The organism is Nocardia sp. NPDC058114, assembly GCF_042884695.1.
GTDB lineage: Bacteria > Actinomycetota > Actinomycetes > Mycobacteriales > Mycobacteriaceae > Nocardia.
Window position 1 is genome coordinate 505516 of record NZ_JBHVTK010000005.1, and the last position, 19152, is coordinate 524667.

Below are 19152 nucleotides of genomic sequence, written 5' to 3' on the forward strand. Positions count from 1 at the left end.
CACGTTGTGAGCTGTCACCAGCACTGGATGAAATATATGCATTTCACTCCAGGGGTGAGGGCTGATGTGTTCTCTTGGCGCATGAAGAAGTTCGCCACAGTCGCTGTTCTTTCCGTCGCGCTCCTCGGGGCGCCCGCTGTTGCATCCGCCGCCCCCAGCGCCGGTTCCGGGTCCGGGGGTGGGTCGGGGTCGTCGGAGACGGAGTTGATCTGTTCGCCGATCGCGCAGTTGTTGTTCGCCACGGGGAGTGTGGAGAAGCCGCCGCTCTACGACCTGCTCTGCCTGCTCAGCTGAACGGGGAGCGGTCGATTCCGCAGCTGACGCCGGCGGGCGGGAGCTGGCCGGTGAACAGGTAGTCGCGTTTGAGGTGTTCGGCGCAGGTGCTCTGGACGTACATGGAGCTGTGGCCCGCGCCTTCGATCACGACTACCTGGGCCCGGTTCAGTTGGGCCGCACCGGCTTTGGCTCCCCGTAGTGGGGTGGCGGGATCGTATCGGCTGTTGAGGACGAGGATCGGGGCGGCGGTTTCGCGGTTCCACGGGCCGGTGTAGCGGTCCCGGTCCTCGGCCTGCCAGAAGGCGCAGGGGGTGGCGTTGAAGACGGCGATCCGGCCGAAGTAGCGGGACTGGAGGTCTTCGGCGGCGGCCACCCGGCTGTAGACGGCGGGGTCGGTGGGGACGGTGCTGTCGGAGCATTGGATGGTGTAGAAGGCCTCGACTCGATTGGCGGGGTGGTTCTCCGCGAAGAGGGCGTCGGGGACTCTGGCGGGCAGGACTGTTGCCGCGTCGAAGAGGTTCTGGAGCAGGATCGCCAGGTCGGGGTAGGTGTCGGGGCGGGAGAGACTGCCCGCGGCGCTCACGATCTGGGAAAAGGTCCACGGCGTGCCCGCGACCGTGATCGGCGCGAGGCGGGCCCGCTCGGCCAGCGCGATCCACTTGAGTTTCGGATCGCCCGCGGCGAACGCGCAGCGTGGACCCGCGGCGGAGCAGTCGCGCAGGAAGGTGTCGAAGGTTTCGGCGATGCCGGCGGCCACGCCCTGGCGGGTGTCGAGCGGCAGATTCACGCCGTCGGCGCCGTGGCCGTTCACATTGCCCTCGAAGTCGAGCGAACCGTCGAACGCCATCGCGCGGACCCGGCCGGGGAACATGTTGGCGTAAACCGCGCCGACCTGGGTGCCATAGGAGATGCCGTGGTAGGTCAGCGCCTCATCGCCCACCGCGCGGCGCAGTAGGTCCAGGTCGCGGGCGGTGTTGGCGGTGGAGGCGTGGCGCAGGATCGGCCCCGCGTGCTGCGCGCAGCGGGTCGCGATATCGGCCGAGGCGGCGAAGAACGCGGGCTCGTCGCCCGGATCGGTCGGTGTGCCGGGGAAGGAACCGAGATACGCGGCCTGCTCATCGGCGCTCGGGAAGCACTGCGTGCCCGCGCTGCGCGAGACCGCGCGCGGATCCCAGGAGACCAGGTCGAAGCGGGCGCGCAGTTCGTCGGAGAACAGCCACGGCCAGCGGGCCCGCTCGCGCAAGCGGTCGACGCCGGAGGGGCCGGGTCCGCCGAAGTTGACGAACAACGTGCCGACGCGGCGCGCGGGATCGGACGCGGGCAACTTGATGACAGCCAGGTCGATCTGCGTGGCCTGCGGGCTGTTGTAGTCCATCGGCACCTGAGCCAGCGCGCATTCGAACCCGTCCGCGCAGGACTCCCACGCCAGTGTCGGGGTGGCGGCACCCTCGGCGAGCTGGTCGATGTAGGAATCGGCCGAAGCGCGCGCGGGCGTGACGAGCGCGCCGATCCCGAGCAGTACGGCGAGCAGATAAGCCGAGCCCCGGCGGCGTGCACAGTGGGAAGACAACGGCCGAGCCTCCTGCGCGGTTCCGACGAACCACGCGAAGCTACCACATTCGTGAGCGGCGCTTACTAACGCAAAGTGGTTGGTATCGAACACAATTCGATCGACGATGCAGATCGGACGGCATCGCCGCAGGTCGTCGGGTTCCTTCGCGCGGCGGTGGATGTGGTCGTCCACAGAATTGTCCTCGGATTTCTGGGTTACCGCGGCATTACCGGCTCCTCATAATTCTGTGTCTTTCCCGAGAATGTGATCTCCCTGCTGGTCGGCAATTAATTTCGTGGCTACTGTCGAGGTCGTTGCGTGACAATGCAGCGAGCAGATGGGTGTCAATGTCGATCCCTTGCCGAGTGAATGCAGAGGATGTGAGTTCGTGACCCCGACCACAGTAAACAAGCCACGTGACGTGGCCCACCGGGTGTCTCTGCGTGGAATTCCGGCCGGCGCGATGCCGATGGTCGCGTTTCTTTCTATTTTGGCCGGATTTATCGGAGCGGCCGCTTATACGCATTCCGCCGGATATTTCGTGACATTTATGACCGGTAATACCGAGCGCGCCGTTCTCGGCTGGTTCGACAATGATCAGCTGCTGGCCACCGGGGCGATCACGCTGCTTTTCTCGTTCGGCCTCGGTGTGTTCGTCGCCTCGCTGCTGCGACGGCGGCTGTGGCGGCGCGGTCACTACGGCGCGTCCGTGGTGACCACCGTGGCGCTCGCCGTGGCCGCGGTGGTCGACTTCGCCCTCGACCGCACCGGCGGCCAGGAGGTGGGGTTCATCCCGATCGCGTTCGTCGCGTTCGCGGTGGGCGCGCTCAACACCGCGTTCGTCAAGAACGGCGAGACCAGCGTTCCGCTCAGCTATGCCACCGGAACAGTCGTGAAACTGAGCCAGGGCATCGAAAGCCATGTCAGCGGGGGTAGTGCGCGCGATTGGCTCGGCTACGGCATGCAGTACGCGGCGTTCGCCGTCGGCGCCCTGCTCGGCGGCTTGATGAGCACGGTGGTGGGTGGTGAGATGATGCTGATCGTCGCCGCCGGTGTCTCGGCCGTGGCGATCCTGATCACCTACAAGACGGGTGGGAGGGCCGGCCACACCGCCGCGTGACGGAGATCGCCCCGGTCCGTCGGCCCCCGAGTTTGGTCCTGACCACGGCGTTGCCTACACTAGAGCGGTTGCCTGGGCAGATCTGTGTCCGCTGCGCGCTTCGGCGCGGGTGGGACCGTGCCAGGCGCCGAGAGCTCGCAAGAGAACTCATCCGGTCGGTAAGTGCCGACCGGACCAGCCGAATTGTTGTAGGCCCACGGTCGACCGCGTGAGAGTGCGGGAGATGTTGCATGGGAACCGCAGCGAGAAAGGTGTCGAGGTCTAACCATGACCATGACTGATCCGATCGCAGACTTCTTGACGCGTCTGCGCAACGCCAACTCGGCGTACCACGATCAGGTGAAGGCGCCCCACTCGAAGATCAAGGTGAACATCGCCGAGATCCTCAAGCGTGAGGGCTACATCGCCGATTACCGCACCGAAGACGCGACCGTTGGCAAGGCCATCGTCGTCGATCTGAAGTACGGCCCCAGCCGTGAGCGCAGCCTGCAGGGCCTGCGTCGCGTCTCGAAGCCGGGTCTGCGTGTGTACGCGAAGTCCACCAACCTGCCCAAGGTCCTCGGCGGCCTCGGCGTGGCGATCATTTCCACGTCGACCGGTCTGCTCACCGACCGTCAGGCGGCCAAGCAGGGCGTCGGGGGCGAAGTCCTCGCCTACGTCTGGTAAGGGAGGTCAGGACAAATGTCGCGTATTGGTAAGAAGCCCATCGAGATTCCGGCCGGCGTCGACGTCAACATCGACGGCCAGGTTGTCACGGTCAAGGGGCCCAAGGGCACCCTCTCGCACACCGTGGCCGAGCCCATCATCGTCACCAAGGGTGAAGGTAATGAGCTCGAGGTTGCTCGTCCCAACGACGAGCGCGCGAACCGTTCGCTGCACGGCCTTTCCCGCACCCTGATCGCCAACATGGTCGAGGGTGTCACCAAGGGCTACGAGAAGAAGATGGAAATCTTCGGCGTCGGTTACCGCGTTCAGGCCAAGGGTTCGAACCTCGAGTTCGCCCTCGGTTACAGCCACCCGGTGCCGATCGAGGCCCCGGCAGGCATCACCTTCGCGGTGGAATCGCCCACCAAGTTCTCGGTGTCCGGAATCGACAAGCAGAAGGTCGGTCAGATCTCCGCTGTCATCCACGGACTGCGTAAGCCCGACCCGTACAAGGGCAAGGGCATCCGCTACGCCGGCGAGGTCGTTCGCCGCAAGGTCGGAAAGACGGGTAAGTGATCATGGCGCAAACTGCTAACCAGAAGGCGAAGCGGATTCCGCTGGGCAAGGACGCTTCCACGAAGCGTCGCCTGTCGAAGACCCGCCGTCACTTCCGTCTTCGTAAGAAGGTCGAAGGCACCACCGAGCGTCCGCGCCTGGTGGTCAACCGCTCCGCGCGGCACCTGCACGCTCAGCTGATCGACGACTCGGTGGGCAAGACCATTGCCGCCGCTTCCTCGATCGAGGCCGACGTGCGTGCGCTCGAGGGCGACAAGTCCGCCAAGGGCGCGAAGGTCGGTCAGCTGATCGCCGAGCGTGCCAAGGCTGCCGGTATCGAGGCGGTCGTGTTCGACCGTGGTGGTCACGACTACCACGGCCGTATCGCGGCGCTGGCCGATGCCGCTCGTGAAGGTGGGCTGAAGTTCTGATGACTGTTATTTCGAACGGAAGGAACGTCTGATGCCGGGACGTCAGCGGCGTGACGGCGGCAACGGACCCGCCGGACCCAACAGCAACTCCAACAGCAACGCCGGAGGCCCCGAGGGCAACCGTCGTGGCGGTGGCGATCGTCGCGGTGGCGGCGACCGTCGTGACAACGCGGCCGAGAAGAACCAGCTCGAGCGCGTCGTCGCGATCAACCGTGTCTCCAAGGTCGTGAAGGGTGGTCGTCGCTTCAGCTTCACCGCCCTCGTGATCGTCGGTGACGGCAACGGTCTGGTCGGCGTCGGCTACGGCAAGGCCAAGGAAGTTCCCGCGGCCATCCAGAAGGGTGTCGAGGAGGCTCGCAAGAGCTTCTTCCGCGTCCCGATGATCGGCTCGACCATCACTCACCCCGTTCAGGGTGAGGCGGCGGCCGGTGTGGTCATGCTGCGTCCGGCTTCGCCCGGTACCGGTGTGATCGCGGGCGGCGCGGCTCGCGCCGTGCTCGAATGCGCAGGCATTCACGACATTCTGGCCAAGTCGCTCGGTAGCGACAATGCGATCAACGTCGTTCACGCGACGGTTGCCGCGCTCAAGATGCTCCAGCGTCCCGAAGAGGTTGCCGCTCGTCGCGGTCTGCCGATCGAGGATGTCGCTCCGGCGGGCATGCTGCGTGCGCGTGCAGGACAGGGAGCCTGACATGGCTGATCTCAAGGTGACTCAGATCAAGAGCACGATCGGTGCCAAGTCGAACCAGCGCGACAGCCTGCGGACGCTTGGTCTGCGGAAGATCCGCCAGTCGGTGGTTCGTGAGGACAACGCTCAGAACCGCGGTCTGATCAACGTCGTGCGCCACCTCGTAACAGTTGAGGAGGTCTAGACATGACCATCAAATTGCACCACCTGCGTCCCGCCCCTGGCTCCAAGACCGAGAAGACCCGTGTGGGTCGCGGTGAGGGTTCCAAGGGTAAGACCGCCGGTCGCGGTACCAAGGGCACCAAGGCACGCAAGAACGTCCCCGCGGCGTTCGAGGGTGGCCAGATGCCGCTGCACATGCGTCTGCCGAAGCTTCGCGGCTTCACCAACCGCTTCCGGGTCGAGTACCAGGTCGTCAACGTTGGCCGCATTGCCGAGCTGTTCCCTCAGGGCGGCGTCATCGGTAAGGCAGAACTCGTCGAGGCAGGCGCCGTTCGCAAGAACGAGCTCGTCAAGGTTCTCGGCGACGGCGAGATCGGTGTCGCCATCCAGGTGACCGCCGACAAGGTGACCGGCTCCGCCAAGGAGAAGATCACCGCCGCCGGTGGCACTGTCACCGAACTGGCCTGACGGTACTGTAGTCAGCAGCTGACACCGGACGAGTCGCGAGCTCGTCCGGTGTCACTGTTAGAGTTCCAAGTGTTGTCTGCCAAGCTCGTCATCGGCTGACGATTCCACATGCTGTCCAGTGGTTCAGTCGCATGGCATGACCATGTCGTTCGCCAGGAGGATTTGTGCTTTCCGCCTTCGTATCGGCCTTCCGGACTCCGGACTTACGGCGGAAGATTCTCTTCACGCTGGGGTTGATCGCGCTGTACCGGTTGGGTGCCGCGCTGCCGTCCCCCGGTGTCGACTACCAGAACGTTCAGGAATGCGTGAAGGTGGTCTCCGGCGGTGAATCCGCCGGCATCTACCAGCTCATCAACCTGTTCTCCGGCGGGGCGCTGCTACAGCTGTCGGTGTTCGCGATCGGCATCATGCCGTACATCACCGCGAGCATCATCATCCAGCTGCTGACCGTCGTCATCCCGCGGTTCGAGGAACTGCGCAAGGAAGGCCAATCCGGCCAGACCAAGATGACGCAGTACACCAGGTACCTGTCGGTCGCGTTGGCGATCCTGCAGGCCACCGGTCTGGTCGCGCTGGCCTCGCGCGGTCAGCTGTTGCAGGGCTGTAACGAGCCGATTCTCGCCGATACCAGCATCTTCGGCATGATCATCATCGTCCTCGTGATGACCGCGGGTGCTTCGCTGGTCATGTGGTTCGGCGAGCAGATCACCGAGCGCGGTGTCGGCAACGGCATGTCGCTGCTCATCTTCGCCGGTATCGCCGCTCGACTGCCGCTCGACGGCAAGCGGATCCTCGACACCGACGGTGGCCTGATCTTCGGTGCGGTGTGTGTCGCCGTACTGGTGATCCTGGTGGCCGTGATCTTTGTCGAACAGGGTCAGCGCCGGATCCCGGTGCAGTACGCCAAGCGCGTGGTCGGTCGCAAGATGTACGGCGGTTCATCGACGTACCTGCCGTTGAAGGTCAACCAGGCCGGTGTCATCCCGGTGATCTTCGCGTCCTCGCTGCTCTACCTGCCCAACCTGATCGCGCAGCTCACCAACTCGAATACGGCGACGGATCCGAGCTGGTGGCAGGAGATCATCCAGAAATACCTGGTGAATCCGGGCAACCCGGTCTACATCGCGATCTACTTCGGTCTGATCGTGTTCTTCACCTACTTCTACGTCGCGATCACCTTCAACCCGGAGGAACGCGCGGACGAGATGAAGAAGTTCGGTGGCTTCATCCCGGGCTACCGGCCCGGTAAGCCGACCGCCGACTACCTCAACTACGTTCTGAGCCGCATCACCCTGCCTGGCTCGATCTATCTCGGTTTGGTCGCCGTTCTCCCGAACCTGTTCCTGGACATGGGTGCCAACGGTGGAGCGGCCAACCTGCCGTTCGGCGGTACCGCGGTGCTCATCATGGTCAGCGTGGGTCTCGACACGGTCAAGCAGATCGAGAGCCAGCTGATGAATCGAAATTACGAAGGGTTCCTCAAGTGAGAGTTGTTCTGCTCGGTCCGCCGGGTGCCGGCAAAGGTACTCAGGCCGTCCTGCTGTCAGAGAAGCTGGGCGTTCCGCACATCTCCACCGGAGACCTCTTCCGCGCGAATATCAGCCAGCAGACCGCCCTCGGTCGCGAGGCGCAGAAGTACATGGACGCGGGCGACCTGGTCCCCAGCGACGTCACCAACCGCATGGTCGAGGCGCGTGTCGGCGAGCCCGACGCCGCGAACGGTTTCGTGCTCGACGGTTACCCGCGCACGGTCGATCAGGCCGACGCGTTGAAGAAGATCCTCGAGCACAACGGCACCACGCTCGACGCGGTGCTGTGCTTCGTGGTCGCCGAGGACACCGTGGTCGAGCGCATGCTCGCCCGTGGGCGCGCGGACGACACCGAGGACGTCATCCGCAACCGGCTGCGGGTCTACCGTGAGGAAACCGAGCCGCTGCTCGAGCACTACGACGGTCTGGTCGTGACCGTCGACGGCATCGGCGAAGTCGATGAGGTCAACGCGCGGGCGCTGAAGGCGCTCGGTCAGTAATCAGCGGATCGGAGTACTGAGGCCGGATGGTCTTCAACCGTAAGAAGAAGGTCGTGCCGTTCCGTTCGGCGGGCGAGCTGGATGCCATGCAGGCGGCCGGTGCGATCGTCGGTGCGACGCTGGTCGCCGTTCGCGCGGCGGCCAAGCCCGGCGTCTCGACGCTGGAGCTCGACGAGGTCGCCGAGGCGACGATCCGCGACGCGGGCGCTGTTCCGTCGTTCAAGGGCTATCACGGGTTCCCCGGCTCGATCTGTTCTTCGGTCAACGATCGTGTGGTCCACGGGATCCCCTCGGCGAGTGACATTCTCGTCGAGGGCGATCTCGTGTCCATCGACTGCGGCGCCATCCTCGACGGCTGGCACGGCGACTCGGCGTGGACGTTCGGCATCGGCACCATCATCGAGGCCGATGAGTTGCTGAGCGAGGCCACCAGGCTCTCCATGGAGACCGGCATCGCGGCGATGCTGCCGGGCAACCGGCTGACCGATGTCTCGCACGCCATCGAGCTGGGTACGCGCGCGGCCGAGCAGGCGCACGGCCGGCAGTACGGCATCGTCGACGGTTACGGTGGCCATGCCATCGGGCGCGAGATGCACATGGATCCGTTCCTGCCCAACGAGGGCGCGCCCGGTAAGGGCCCGCGCCTGGTGGTCGGGTCGGTGCTGGCGATCGAGCCGATGCTGACGCTCGGTACCACCGAGACCAAGACGCTCGACGACGACTGGACCGTGGTCACCACCGACGGGACGCGCGCGGCGCATTGGGAGCACAGCGTCGCCGTCACCGAGGATGGGCCGCGCATTCTCACGCTGCGCCCTGAGTAGTTCACCGACGGCTTTTCGGTGAAGTAATCGTTCTAATCTGTCTGGTCGCCTGCGCGATCCTGTATCTCTGAGTGATGAGATCCCGGATCGCGCTGGTCGCCGTCGGTTGCGCGGCCTCGGCCTTGCTCGTCGGCTGCGGTGAGCCGCCGCCGGACGCGCGCTATACGGGATCGGGCAACACCTACGGCACCGCGAACGCGGGTTTCGAGACCTGCATGGTGACCGACGCGGGCGGCGTCGACGACAAGTCGTTCAACGAATCCGGCTGGAACGGGGTGAAAGCCGCGATCGACGCCAACCCCGGCGTCTACGGCTCCTACCGTCAGTCCAACAGTTCCGCCGACTACGAACCCAACCTGCGAGCCTCGGCCGACGACGACTGCGATCTGGTGATCGGCGTCGGCGGCCTGATGGCCGAGGCGGTGGCACAGGTGGCCGCGGAGTACCCCGATCAGCGTTTCGCGATCGTCGACGCACACGTCGAGCTGGACAATGTCTACTCGATGGAGTTCAACGCCGCCCAATCCTCTTATCTGGCAGGCTATCTCGCGGCGGGAGTGTCCAAGACCGGCCGGGTCGCGACCTGGGGCGGCATGCAGATCCCCGCGGTGACCATCTTCATGGACGGGTTCGCCGCCGGAGTGGCCGGGTACAATGCGGCGCACGGGACCTCGATCGCCGTGCTCGGCTGGGATGTCGAGGACCAGAACGGTTCGTTCACCGGCAATTTCGACGATACGAGCGCGGGCCGCTCGCTCACCGAGAACTTCATCGCCCAGGGCGCCGACGTGATCCACCCGGTCGCGGGACCGGTCGGCATGGGCGGGGCCTCCGCCGTGCAGGACTCGTCGAACGTTTCCATGATCTGGGTGGATTCCGATGGCTACGAGGCGGTTCCGGAGTACCAGGACATCATGTTGTCCTCGTCGATGAAGGACATCTCCGCCGCGGTACGGGTGGCGATCGACAATGCCTTCGGCGACGGCGTCACAGACGGACGGTACGTGGGCACCCTGAGTAATGCCGGGGTCGGGCTCGCGCCGTTCCATGATTTCGACGCGAAGGTGCCGGAGCCGCTGAAGCGGGAGCTCACCACTCTTCGGCGCGACATCGTCGACGGCAAGATCGTGATCAATTCCCCGGCCGCCCCGAAGCTGTAGAGGACAGGCGCATGCGACTCGAAGCACAGGGCTTGACCAAGGCCTTCGGAACGTTTCTCGCCGACGACAGCGTCGACCTGGTGGTCGAACCCGGCCAGGTGCACGCGATCCTCGGCGAGAACGGCGCGGGCAAGTCGACCCTGATGAACATGCTGTACGGCATCCTCGAACCGACCAGCGGCCAGATCCTGATCGACGGCGAGCCGGTACGGCTGCGATCGCCGGGCGACGCCATCGCTGCCGGAATCGGCATGGTGCATCAGCATTTCAAGCTCGTCGGGCCGTTCAGTGTCGCCGACAACGTGCAGCTGGGTCGCGAACACGTCAAGCGGGGCGGCCTCGATCGGGCGACCGCGCGGCGGGCGGTGCGCGAGGTGTCCGAGCGGTACGGTCTGGCGCTGGATCCCGACGCTGTCTGCGAGGACCTGCCGGTCGGTGTGCAGCAGCGGGTCGAGATCGTGAAGGCGCTGTCCGGCAGGACCGATCTGCTGATCCTGGACGAGCCGACCGCGGTGCTCACCCCGCCCGAAGTAGCCGAGTTGCTCGGGATCATCCGCAATCTCACGGCCTCGGGGATGTCGGTGATCTTCATCAGCCACAAGCTCAAAGAGGTGAAGGCGATCGCGGACACGATCACCGTTCTGCGGCGTGGGCGGGTCGTGGCCGAGGCGTCGCCGCAGGACAGCGAGGCCGAGTTGGCGGCGGCGATGGTCGGGCGGTCGGTCGTGCTGACCGTGGATCGACCGCAGGCGCAGCCGGGCGAGATCGCCCTGGACATCAAGGATCTGACCGTGCTGGGCGAGCGCGGGACGCCGATGCTCGACGGACTGAGTCTGGCTGTGCGGGCCGGTGAGATCGTCGGGTTGGCCGGGGTCGAGGGCAACGGGCAGACCGAACTGGCCAGGGCGGTGCTCGGGACCGTCACGCCCGAGAGCGGCTCGATCGAGATGGGCGGTATCCCGGTCACCGGGTGGAACCCGTACCGGCGGATCGTGGCCGGGCTCGGCTATATCCCGGAGGATCGCGGCCGCGACGGGCTGGCCGCCGATTTCACCGTCGCCGAGAACCTCGTCCTCAACCAGTACCGCGACAGACCCCTGTCGAATCGCGGCGTGGTCGACGCGGCGGCGGTACGAAAGCTGGCCGACAAGGCGATCGCCGATTTCGACATCCGCACCAGGGGGCCGGGGGAGCTGGTGTCGGCGCTGTCGGGCGGCAATCAGCAGAAGGTGGTGATCGCCCGCGAATTCTCCAGGCCGCGTTCGGTTCTGGTCGCCGCGCAACCGACGCGAGGAGTGGATGTCGGCGCGATCGAGTTCATCCATCGCCGTCTGGTCGCCGAACGCGACACGGGAACCGCCGTCCTGCTCATCTCCGCTGAGCTGGACGAGATCCTGGCCCTGTCCGACCGCATCGCGGTGATCCACAACGGGCAGATCGTAGGTGTCCTGGCCCCGGATACACCGCGCGAGATCATCGGTCAGCTGATGGCGGGCCACCGTCCCGCCGATCCAGCACCCGCGAGCTGAGGAAACCCATGCCGAGTACGACCATCGAGCCGGACATCGACCAACCCGGCGAGCGTAAACCGGACAGGCGCGACGTCGGCCGCACATTCATCGGGTACCTGACCGAAGCCAACAGCGTGATGGTGACGATCTATTCGTTGTTGCTGGCCTTCGCGATCGGGGCCCTGTTGATCATCGTCTCCGACGCGGCGGTGCGGGGTGCCTGGGGCTACTTCTTCAACCGGCCCGCCGATGCGCTGAGTTTCTCGTGGCAGGCGGTGAGCGCGGGCTATCGCGACATGTTCGAGGGCGCGATCATCGACTTCGGGCGTGTTCAGCAGTATGTCGACGGTGACGCCACCCTGGCCCAGGTGCTGCGCCCGATCTCGGAGACGCTCACCTACGCGACCCCGCTGATCTTCACCGGACTCGCCGTCGGCCTGGCCTTCCGGGCCGGACTGTTCAATATCGGCGGGCACGGACAGTTCATCTTCGGCTTGCTCGGCGGCGTGGTGGTCGGGTTCGCGCTCGACCTGCCGCCCCTGCTGCATGTTCCGCTGGCCCTGCTCGCGGGTGCGCTCGCGGGCGGTCTGCTCGGCACCATCCCCGGCGTGCTCAAGGCCAAAACCGGCGCGCACGAGGTGATCTCGTCGATCATGCTGAACAATATCGCCACCTATTTTCTGCTCTGGGCGTTGAGCACCACGTTCATCCACTCGACGACCTCGCAGGAACTGGTCTCCAAGCAGGTGGACTTCTCCGGCCGGCTGCCCCGGCTGCTCGGCTGGGCGGGCTCGGGCCTGCGGGTCAGCGCGGGGCTGTTGCTCGGGCTGGCGCTCGCGGCCGGAATCTGGTGGCTGCTGCGCAAATCCACCTTCGGGTACCGGATCCGCGCGGTCGGTGCCAATACGCACGCGGCGGAAACGGCGGGTATCGATATCGGGCGCACGTTCGTCACCACGATGGCGGTGTCGGGCGGGCTGGCCGGGTTGGGTGGCGCCGCACTGGTGTTGGGGCTCAACCCGTACACGGTGAATCCGGGCACGGTCGCCGAATTCGGGTTCGACGGGATCACCGTCGCGCTGCTCGGGCGGGCGCATCCCGGCGGTATCGCCGCCGCCGCACTGCTGTTCGGTGCGCTGAAATCGGGCACGCTGCACATGTAGCCCGCCATTCCGGTCGAGATGTCCACGCTGTTGCAGGCGGTGATCGTGCTGTTCGTCGCCGCGCCCGCGCTGGTGAAAACCCTGCTGCACCTGCGCACACCGCGCGGTGGTCTCAACACTCTGGAAGCGAGGGGCTGGTGAGTACCACCACCGCGTCACCGGTCGTCACGGCCGAATCAGCCAGGCACGGTGTGGCCGGGGTGGTGCTCATCGTGCTCGGCATCGGTCTCGGCGTTCTCGGGCTGCTGTTCGTCGACGGTGGGCGGACGACCACGTTCCGGCTGGATCAGACCGTCGAAAGTGGCTGGACTGTCAACACTCTCACGATCGTGCTGATCCTTGGCGTGGTGACGGCGGTGCTCGGTGGGGTGCTGGCGGCGCGGCCGCTTTCGCGGCGCGCGCACGGGGCGATCGTCGGCATCGCGGTGGCGGCCCTGGTGATCGCGGCGCTGTCGTGGGTGGTGACGCCGGGCGTCGGCTTCCCGGTGGAGTTCGTGCTGGCGTCGACGCTGTTCCTGGCGCTGCCGTTCATCTTCGGTGCGCTGTCCGGCGTGGTCTGTGAACGGTCGGGCGTGATCAACCTCGGCATCGAGGGCCAGTTCCTGGCGGGCGCGTTCACCGCGGTGCTGTTCTCCTCGATCACCGGCAGCCCCTACGCCGGGATTGTGGCCGCGGTGATCAGCGGCATGCTGTCGACGCTGCTGCTGGCCTGGCTCGCGACCCGCTTCGAGGTGAACCAGCTGGTGACCGGTGTCATCCTCAATCTGCTCGCGCTGGGGCTCACCGGCTTCCTGTTCGAACGGCTCATGCGCATGGACCATTCGCTCAACCAGCCGAGCACGGTGCCGCGCATCGGCGGGTTCCTCCACGACATCGGCCTCGGCTTCCTGACCGGCATCCCGGTGCTCGGGCCGGTGCTGTTCGACCAGAACCTGTTCGTCTATGTGGCGCTGGCCTGCGTGTTCGGGCTGTCGTATCTGCTGTTCCAGACCCGCTGGGGCCTGCGCACCCGCGCCGTCGGCGAACATCCGGCCGCGGCCGACGCCGCGGGCATCGACGTGAACCGCCTGCGCTTCTGGAACGTCACCTGTGCCGGTGCCCTGTCGGGTTTCGGCGGCGCCTTCTTCACCATCGCCAACAATGTGGCCTTCAGCAAGAACATGACCGCCGCGCTCGGCTTCGTGGCCCTAGCGGTGATGATCGTCGGCCGCTGGAAGCCGGTCGGCGCGCTGCTGGCCGCCCTGCTGTTCGGTTTCTCCAGCGCCCTGCAACGCTTCCTCAACACCATGCCGGGCAACCCGATCCCCACCGAATTCCTCGGCATGCTGCCCTACGTGGTCACCCTGGTCGTGGTCGCCGGATTCATCGGAAAGGCGGTCGCGCCCGCCGCCGACGGCATCCCGTACCGGCCGGGCGACAAGTAGTCAGCCTTCGAGCAGGACGGTGACCGGGCCGTCGTTGGTGAGTTCGATCTGCATGTGGGCGCCGAATTTTCCGGTGGCGACGGTGGCGCCCAGTTCGCGGAGTGCCTCGGCGAAGGTGTCGACGAGGGGTTCGGCGAGGGAACCGGGGGCGGCGGCGTTCCAGGAGGGGCGCCGGCCCTTGGCGGTGTTGGCGTAGAGGGTGAACTGGCTGACCACCAGGATGGGGGCGTCCAGGTCGGCGGCGGAGCGTTCACCGTCGAGGATGCGCAGGCGATAGGCCTTGTCGGCCAGAGCTTTCGCGTTGGCCGCGGTGTCGGTGTGGGTAGCGCCGACGAGAGCGAGGAGGCCGTGGGGGACTCCCGTCGCCGCCGGGTCGATGCGGCCGACGACCTGATCGCCGACGCTCACCTGGGCGCTGGTCACACGTTGCAGCAGTACTCGCACAGCTCCGATCATGCCGGGTGACCGCGCTGTGCGGCGTTCGGGGGGCGACTCATCTGTCGGTGCGATCACCACGGGTCTGGTGGGCACCGTGGCTTTTCGCGGTGACGATTCAATCCTTGCCGAAGAAGAGGATATTCGGGCCGTAGTCGGTGAGTGGGGCCTTCTCCGCGGACTGGCGGATGCCCGCGCCGGGGAGCTCGGTGACCTTGGCGAACATCTCGGCATTGCCGAAGGCGGCTCTGACCTGGGTTTCGGAGGCGTAGTCGGCGCCGTAGTCGGCCAGGGTCGCGAAGTCCAGGGGCGCCAGTGGGGTGTCGAGGGGTGCCTGGCCCGCCGGCCTGCCGAGGGCGGCGTACTGGGTGGCGACGCCGTTGTCGTAGAGGCATAGTTCGTAGGAGATCTTCTCGATCGTGGCGACGGTGAGGACCGGCCATTTCATCGAGAGGGCCACGGCGAGTGGGTGTTTGCCGAGTGCGCCGATCTCCCAGTTGAGACTCTTCACCGAAATCCAGCTGCCCGAGGACTTTTCGACGAGCACCACATCGGCGCCGAGCTCGGTCTCGAGGTTGGTCTTGGGTTCTTTGACACCCCAGTGCTTGTCGTGCACCCCGGCGAAGCGGCCCGCGTCGACCGGATTCGCGCCGTCCTGGGCGTACGCGGCGACGATCGCGGCGCGTACCTGCTCCAGCGCGTCCGGCGCCGAGCACCGGACGGCGATCGCGCCGTAGGTCGCGGAGATCTCGACCGGTCGCGACGGCGGCTCCGGCATCGCCCCTGCCGCAAGGGGTTTGAGACCCACCAGGGCCAGCCGCCAATTGATCTCGTCGATCGTGGCCAGGTCGCCACCCGACTGGTACAGGATCTGCTGCTGCGTGAGCCGTCCCGCGCGTTCGAGGGTCGGTGCGCCCAGCTTCACCAGCGCCTGCGTGGTCTTGACCGTGAGGTCGAGCTCCTCGACCCGGGTTTCGCGCAGTTTCGCCGTGCTCGCGGTGGTGGTCACCTCGGAATACAGGGTGCGATAGGTCGCGATGGCCTGTTTGCGTGAGCGCCCCACCATCAGGGTGCGCAGCAGAGTGCTCAGACTCGCCAGGTACTTGCCCGGTTGTTCGGAAGCGCGCGCGTACATCGCCGCCCGAATCCGGACCGCCGACTCACTGGCCGCCACCGCCGCGTCGTGATCGAGCCGCATCAACCACACGCCGCACTTGGACAACCCGTCGGCGCACATGGCCGAAACATCCGGGTAGTCCTGCGCGACCTGCCGATACGCCGAACAGGCACTGCGAATGGTGTTGGTCGCGAGCTGCCGGTGCCCGACCAGCCGCGTCGCCTGCTCGAACAACCGCAACGCGTCCTGCAACGCACCCGCGTACTCGTAGGAGACGTACCCGCCGACCAGCCAGTGCAGCCGGATCGCCACCGCTTCCTGCGCGGGTTCCAGCGCCTCCGCCGTGCGGTCACGCCCCGACGGATCATCCCTGGTCGTGAGCAGACCCTGGGCGAATTCGGTCAGCGATCCGGCCAAGCGTAGGTAGTCGTCGGCGTGCTGGCTGCGGGTGTTGGCGCGATTGGCTGCCACGCGCCGTTCGAGGCCGCTCAGATCGGTCATGAGCAGTTCCATCGCGACGTCAAGCTGGGCACCCATCGTTCGTTCGTTCATGGCCGTCCGGCGGCCGCTAGCGCTTTGATCGAGTCTGTCACAGATCGGTGTCGGCTGCCGGATCGTTCGCCGGAACCGGCTGTTCATCCGGCATCGGTGCCGGTGTTTCCTTGGTGCTGTGCATATTTCGCATTGCTCACTAGAATGCGATGCGATCGAGTCGGCTGCGAGGGTCGGCGGTGGGGTGCTTCGAGGAGCGGTTAGCGTGGGCGATTCTCCCTGGTCAGGACTGGCCAGCAAGGCAAAAGTCAAGGTCGAGACGGGAGCTGCGCTCGAGGCGGCCAAGGCGTGCAGTACGGCGATCGAGGTGTTCAAGGGTTGCCAGAACCTGTTCCGCGACCACGACCTCAACAACTACGACGAGTCCAAGCTGGGCGGCAGCCAAGTCGACGCGGGTCCGCCGCTGCGGACCAAGTTCATCTCCGAGGCCACCCAGGCCAAGGACCTGCTCGGGCGCTATATCGACTCGCTCGAGGATCTGGTCTCCATGTTCAAGGCCGCGGGTGAGTCGTACACCGACACCGACAAGGGCTCCGGCGACAACATCGCCGCGCTCAAGGGCGATCTGAAGAATGTGAACTCCTCGCCGGGTGCCAAGGATATGAAGGGCGAGGTCTCCCAGGCCGGTGGTTACACGCCGGCTCACTGGGAAGTCGATGTCAAGGTGCGGCAGGGCACCGGCATGGAAATCAAGATGGAGAAGCACAACTACGACATCGAGACCGCGAACGTGCCCAAGCACGCGGGCACCGCGACGGCGGAATCGGTCGGTGTGCGGATACCCGTCCGCGCCGCGGACAACATGTCCTGGCGGGACATGTACGACCTCGGTCAGCGGCTGTCCTGGCAGGAGGTGGCCAACGACGCTCCGATCTGGGAGGCGATGGCCCATGCCGTGCACGGCGCCGCCTACAACCTCGAGCAGAAGCTCGGTGAGATCACCCGCGACCGGTGGGAGAGCCAGGGCGGTGACGCCGCGTTCGCCGCGATCTCCACGTTCGGCAAGTCGGCGATGACCGCGAGCGACTCCTTCACGATGATGCAGCAGAACCTCGAGTACACCGCGAACTGGTTGTACGCGACCAAGGTGTGTATGCCGATCGACAAAGAAGACAAGTGTGACGACGATCTGCAGGAGAACCGCGATCGGTACAAGCGCCACTACGTCGACGGTGTCGGGCAGACCGAGAAGCTCTTCCCTGCGGCCGCGGAGCCCGCGGCGCCGAAGGGGCCGGTGAAGCCGCCGGAGAACAATAACAACAACAACAATAATAACAACAATAATAACAATAACGGCAACAGTAATAACAACGGCAATAACAATGCCGGTGGTAGCAACAACTCCGGTGGTAGCGGAAATTCCGGTGGCAGTGGTAATTCCGGGGGTGGGAGCCAACAGCAGGCGACGTCGCCGGCCGCGGTGGCTGCCCAGCAAGCGGCGCAGCAAGCCGCCCAGCAGGCGGCCGCGGAGCTGCAGCAGAACGGCACCAACGGTTCGCAGCAGAGCGCGAACGGTCAGACGGCGGGTTCCATCGGATCAACTGGATCCACCGGGTCGTCGGCGGGGTCGAGTGGGTCGGGATCGGGCGACATGTCCAGCATCCTGTCCTCGGTGATGTCGGCGGTGACGTCCGCGGTCTCCTCACTCACCCAGGCGCTGCCCTCGCTGGCCACCGCGTTGCAGCAGGTGTCCGCCGACACCAGCGGTACCGGCGCCACCTCGGGCCTGCCCGATTTCACCCAGCTGGGCAACCTGTTCGGGCAGTTCCCCGACCTGACCGAACTGCTGTCGCAGTCGCCCGAGCTCAACCAGCTGATCGCGGACAACCCCGCCCTCTCGCCGCTGGCGGAGTTGCTCGGCATCGACACCGTGACGACGACCGTCGACGGGGCGGGAGTGCCGGAGGAGAGCGCCGAAACGGCTGCGGGCGAGGCATTCCCGCGCGCCTCGCTGCCCGACTTCTCCAACCTCTCGGGTCTGGGCGAGGTCGTCACCCCGCTCACCGGCTTGCTCGCCGAGTCGATGGCGACCGAAGCCCCCGCACAGGTTGTGGAAGCGCCGGTCGAATCCGTGGAAGTCGGCGCCGCCGGCTCGCTCGCGCACGCACGGCCGGAGGCGCAGGCGTGACGCGGAAGTGGGAGCTCACCGACATCGAATTCCGGGTGCTGTGGCAGCGATTCGTCGGCACCGATCTGCCGCGTCCGCTCACCTTCCAGACCAGGACTCGCCTGCACGAGGACTACGAGGAAGAGAAGTACCAGGTCTGGCAGCGTCTGCAACACACGGTCGATCCGACGCTTCGTTCGGTCTTCGATGTGCTGGAGCGGCCGGAAGTGTATGTGCGGCTGCGTGGTTGGAACGATCGTGCGCGAGACGACGCCGACCAGTGGCTCAAGGCCAGGGCCGCACGAGCCGGCGCCAACGGATACCTGGTCTACCAACTCCCCGGTGAAACTCCCACGCACAGTGGGGGTTACACGGTGGTCGACATCGGTCCCCACGGCCTGGCCGACGCCATCGTCGACCTGATGCCGGCCACCGGTGCGGGCACGGGCGGGATGATCCCGCTTGTCACCGACGCGAGCGCCGGAGCCGGCGACGAGTACGGGCAGCGGTCCTCGATGTTCTTCGAGGAAGCCGACACCTCGATCGTCGAGCGCAGCACCGAGTTCTTCAGCCGTTCCGCCGACCGCACCGGAACCATCAATATCCTGCAGAATCAGTCCATGTTCGGCTCGCGGGGGATGCATCGCGACATCCTGGTGTGGCGTGATCTTCCCGATGATGGGCGCTATGTCATCGAACTCCCCAGCGAGAATCCCATCGCCACCCCGATGTCGCGATCGGACCTGACCGAGAAGGTCAACACGTCCATCCAGCGCATGATGTCGCGCGTGGAATCACATTGGGAAGCAAGCGCATAGGGGCCGCGAGGTACCCACCGTTCACAGCGCTTTCATCTCGGGTTCGTTCCGTCGTGCGAGGCTGTTGCGCACGCGAAAGAGTTGTGGTGTGCTCAGAGCCACCACTCGTGGAGGG

21 protein-coding genes are annotated in these 19152 nt (G+C 65.9%); 18 read left to right on the forward strand and 3 right to left on the reverse strand.

Annotation, left to right across the window (positions count from 1 at the left end; all coding sequences use genetic code 11):
• Positions 1-81 precede the first annotated feature (81 nt).
• A complete protein-coding gene (locus ACFVVI_RS21730) occupies positions 82-294 on the forward strand; it encodes a hypothetical protein (RefSeq protein WP_378632256.1) in 213 nt (70 codons plus the stop codon).
• Here the strand turns inward: ACFVVI_RS21730 and ACFVVI_RS21735 are convergent.
• On the reverse strand, positions 287-1846 hold the full coding sequence (locus ACFVVI_RS21735) for an alpha/beta hydrolase (protein WP_387446503.1): 1560 nt from the start codon (positions 1844-1846) through the stop codon (positions 287-289). The genes ACFVVI_RS21730 and ACFVVI_RS21735 overlap by 8 nt on opposite strands.
• A 319-nt stretch (positions 1847-2165) precedes the next feature.
• On the opposite strand from ACFVVI_RS21735, the gene ACFVVI_RS21740 reads away from it, so the two are divergent.
• The 15 genes from ACFVVI_RS21740 to ACFVVI_RS21810 all read left to right on the forward strand — a co-directional run bounded on the left by ACFVVI_RS21740 (position 2166) and on the right by ACFVVI_RS21810 (position 14008).
• Positions 2166-2948: a YoaK family protein gene (locus ACFVVI_RS21740; RefSeq protein ID WP_387446504.1), complete on the forward strand. Its 783-nt coding sequence runs from the start codon at positions 2166-2168 to the stop codon at positions 2946-2948.
• 267 nt (positions 2949-3215) lie between these two features.
• Positions 3216-3614 carry a 30S ribosomal protein S8 gene (gene rpsH / locus ACFVVI_RS21745; protein WP_056818383.1) on the forward strand — a complete coding sequence of 133 codons (399 nt, stop codon included), beginning with the start codon at positions 3216-3218 and terminating at the stop codon, positions 3612-3614.
• A 15-nt stretch (positions 3615-3629) separates the two neighbouring features.
• Positions 3630-4169 (forward strand): 50S ribosomal protein L6, encoded by a 540-nt coding sequence (gene rplF, locus ACFVVI_RS21750; protein ID WP_378993649.1) that lies wholly within the window; start codon positions 3630-3632, stop codon positions 4167-4169.
• Positions 4170-4171: 2 nt separating this feature from the next.
• On the forward strand, positions 4172-4579 hold the full coding sequence (gene rplR, locus ACFVVI_RS21755) for a 50S ribosomal protein L18 (protein WP_266296784.1): 408 nt from the start codon (positions 4172-4174) through the stop codon (positions 4577-4579).
• 31 nt (positions 4580-4610) lie between these two features.
• Complete coding sequence (gene rpsE / locus ACFVVI_RS21760) at positions 4611-5270, forward strand: 30S ribosomal protein S5 (RefSeq protein WP_378632262.1); 660 nt, start codon at positions 4611-4613, stop codon at positions 5268-5270.
• Position 5271: 1 nt separating this feature from the next.
• Positions 5272-5451: a 50S ribosomal protein L30 gene (gene rpmD, locus ACFVVI_RS21765; protein WP_056819257.1), complete on the forward strand. Its 180-nt coding sequence runs from the start codon at positions 5272-5274 to the stop codon at positions 5449-5451.
• Between the two features lie 2 nt (positions 5452-5453).
• Positions 5454-5897, forward strand: coding sequence for a 50S ribosomal protein L15 (gene rplO / locus ACFVVI_RS21770; RefSeq protein ID WP_101464424.1), 444 nt, complete (start codon positions 5454-5456; stop codon positions 5895-5897).
• Positions 5898-6061: 164 nt separating this feature from the next.
• A complete protein-coding gene (gene secY / locus ACFVVI_RS21775) occupies positions 6062-7384 on the forward strand; it encodes a preprotein translocase subunit SecY (protein ID WP_378993648.1) in 1323 nt (440 codons plus the stop codon).
• A complete protein-coding gene (locus ACFVVI_RS21780; RefSeq protein ID WP_378632266.1) occupies positions 7381-7926 on the forward strand; it encodes an adenylate kinase in 546 nt (181 codons plus the stop codon). Before secY ends, ACFVVI_RS21780 begins: the two co-directional genes overlap by 4 nt.
• A 26-nt stretch (positions 7927-7952) precedes the next feature.
• Positions 7953-8750 carry a type I methionyl aminopeptidase gene (gene map, locus ACFVVI_RS21785; protein WP_378632268.1) on the forward strand — a complete coding sequence of 266 codons (798 nt, stop codon included), beginning with the start codon at positions 7953-7955 and terminating at the stop codon, positions 8748-8750.
• A 74-nt stretch (positions 8751-8824) separates the two neighbouring features.
• On the forward strand, positions 8825-9910 hold the full coding sequence (locus ACFVVI_RS21790) for a BMP family protein (RefSeq protein WP_378993647.1): 1086 nt from the start codon (positions 8825-8827) through the stop codon (positions 9908-9910).
• An 11-nt stretch (positions 9911-9921) separates the two neighbouring features.
• On the forward strand, positions 9922-11439 hold the full coding sequence (locus ACFVVI_RS21795; RefSeq protein WP_387446508.1) for an ABC transporter ATP-binding protein: 1518 nt from the start codon (positions 9922-9924) through the stop codon (positions 11437-11439).
• An 8-nt stretch (positions 11440-11447) separates the two neighbouring features.
• Positions 11448-12584 carry an ABC transporter permease gene (locus ACFVVI_RS21800; protein ID WP_387446510.1) on the forward strand — a complete coding sequence of 379 codons (1137 nt, stop codon included), beginning with the start codon at positions 11448-11450 and terminating at the stop codon, positions 12582-12584.
• 18 nt (positions 12585-12602) lie between these two features.
• Positions 12603-12725, forward strand: coding sequence for a hypothetical protein (locus tag ACFVVI_RS21805; RefSeq protein WP_387446511.1), 123 nt, complete (start codon positions 12603-12605; stop codon positions 12723-12725).
• Entirely contained in the window at positions 12722-14008 is a 1287-nt protein-coding gene (locus ACFVVI_RS21810; protein ID WP_378993644.1) for an ABC transporter permease, read from the forward strand. The genes ACFVVI_RS21805 and ACFVVI_RS21810 overlap by 4 nt, the downstream gene beginning before the upstream one ends.
• Here ACFVVI_RS21810 and dtd read toward each other — a convergent pair whose 3' ends face one another.
• Both dtd and ACFVVI_RS21820 read right to left on the reverse strand, forming a co-directional pair.
• Entirely contained in the window at positions 14009-14452 is a 444-nt protein-coding gene (gene dtd, locus ACFVVI_RS21815) for a D-aminoacyl-tRNA deacylase (protein WP_387446513.1), read from the reverse strand. It abuts the gene before it with no gap.
• A gap of 109 nt (positions 14453-14561) precedes the next feature.
• Positions 14562-16097, reverse strand: coding sequence for a hypothetical protein (locus tag ACFVVI_RS21820; protein WP_378993642.1), 1536 nt, complete (start codon positions 16095-16097; stop codon positions 14562-14564).
• 220 nt (positions 16098-16317) lie between these two features.
• On the opposite strand from ACFVVI_RS21820, the gene ACFVVI_RS21825 reads away from it, so the two are divergent.
• Both ACFVVI_RS21825 and ACFVVI_RS21830 read left to right on the forward strand, forming a co-directional pair.
• Positions 16318-18240, forward strand: a complete 1923-nt coding sequence (locus ACFVVI_RS21825; RefSeq protein WP_387446515.1) for a hypothetical protein — start codon at positions 16318-16320, stop codon at positions 18238-18240.
• Positions 18237-19037 (forward strand): ESX secretion-associated protein EspG, encoded by an 801-nt coding sequence (locus ACFVVI_RS21830; protein WP_387446517.1) that lies wholly within the window; start codon positions 18237-18239, stop codon positions 19035-19037. The genes ACFVVI_RS21825 and ACFVVI_RS21830 overlap by 4 nt, the downstream gene beginning before the upstream one ends.
• Positions 19038-19152 lie beyond the last annotated feature (115 nt).

Coding starts and splice junctions, on each gene's coding strand:
- ACFVVI_RS21820 (WP_378993642.1), bottom strand. CDS start 16,097: ATGGGTGCCCAGCTTGACGTCGCGATGGAACTGCTCATGACCGATCTG.
- rpsH (WP_056818383.1), top strand. CDS start 3,216: ATGACCATGACTGATCCGATCGCAGACTTCTTGACGCGTCTGCGCAAC.
- rplF (WP_378993649.1), top strand. CDS start 3,630: ATGTCGCGTATTGGTAAGAAGCCCATCGAGATTCCGGCCGGCGTCGAC.
- ACFVVI_RS21805 (WP_387446511.1), top strand. CDS start 12,603: ATGTCCACGCTGTTGCAGGCGGTGATCGTGCTGTTCGTCGCCGCGCCC.
- rpmD (WP_056819257.1), top strand. CDS start 5,272: ATGGCTGATCTCAAGGTGACTCAGATCAAGAGCACGATCGGTGCCAAG.
- ACFVVI_RS21800 (WP_387446510.1), top strand. CDS start 11,448: ATGCCGAGTACGACCATCGAGCCGGACATCGACCAACCCGGCGAGCGT.
- map (WP_378632268.1), top strand. CDS start 7,953: ATGGTCTTCAACCGTAAGAAGAAGGTCGTGCCGTTCCGTTCGGCGGGC.
- rplO (WP_101464424.1), top strand. CDS start 5,454: ATGACCATCAAATTGCACCACCTGCGTCCCGCCCCTGGCTCCAAGACC.
- ACFVVI_RS21730 (WP_378632256.1), top strand. CDS start 82: ATGAAGAAGTTCGCCACAGTCGCTGTTCTTTCCGTCGCGCTCCTCGGG.
- ACFVVI_RS21795 (WP_387446508.1), top strand. CDS start 9,922: ATGCGACTCGAAGCACAGGGCTTGACCAAGGCCTTCGGAACGTTTCTC.
- ACFVVI_RS21740 (WP_387446504.1), top strand. CDS start 2,166: ATGGGTGTCAATGTCGATCCCTTGCCGAGTGAATGCAGAGGATGTGAG.
- rpsE (WP_378632262.1), top strand. CDS start 4,611: ATGCCGGGACGTCAGCGGCGTGACGGCGGCAACGGACCCGCCGGACCC.
- ACFVVI_RS21790 (WP_378993647.1), top strand. CDS start 8,825: ATGAGATCCCGGATCGCGCTGGTCGCCGTCGGTTGCGCGGCCTCGGCC.
- rplR (WP_266296784.1), top strand. CDS start 4,172: ATGGCGCAAACTGCTAACCAGAAGGCGAAGCGGATTCCGCTGGGCAAG.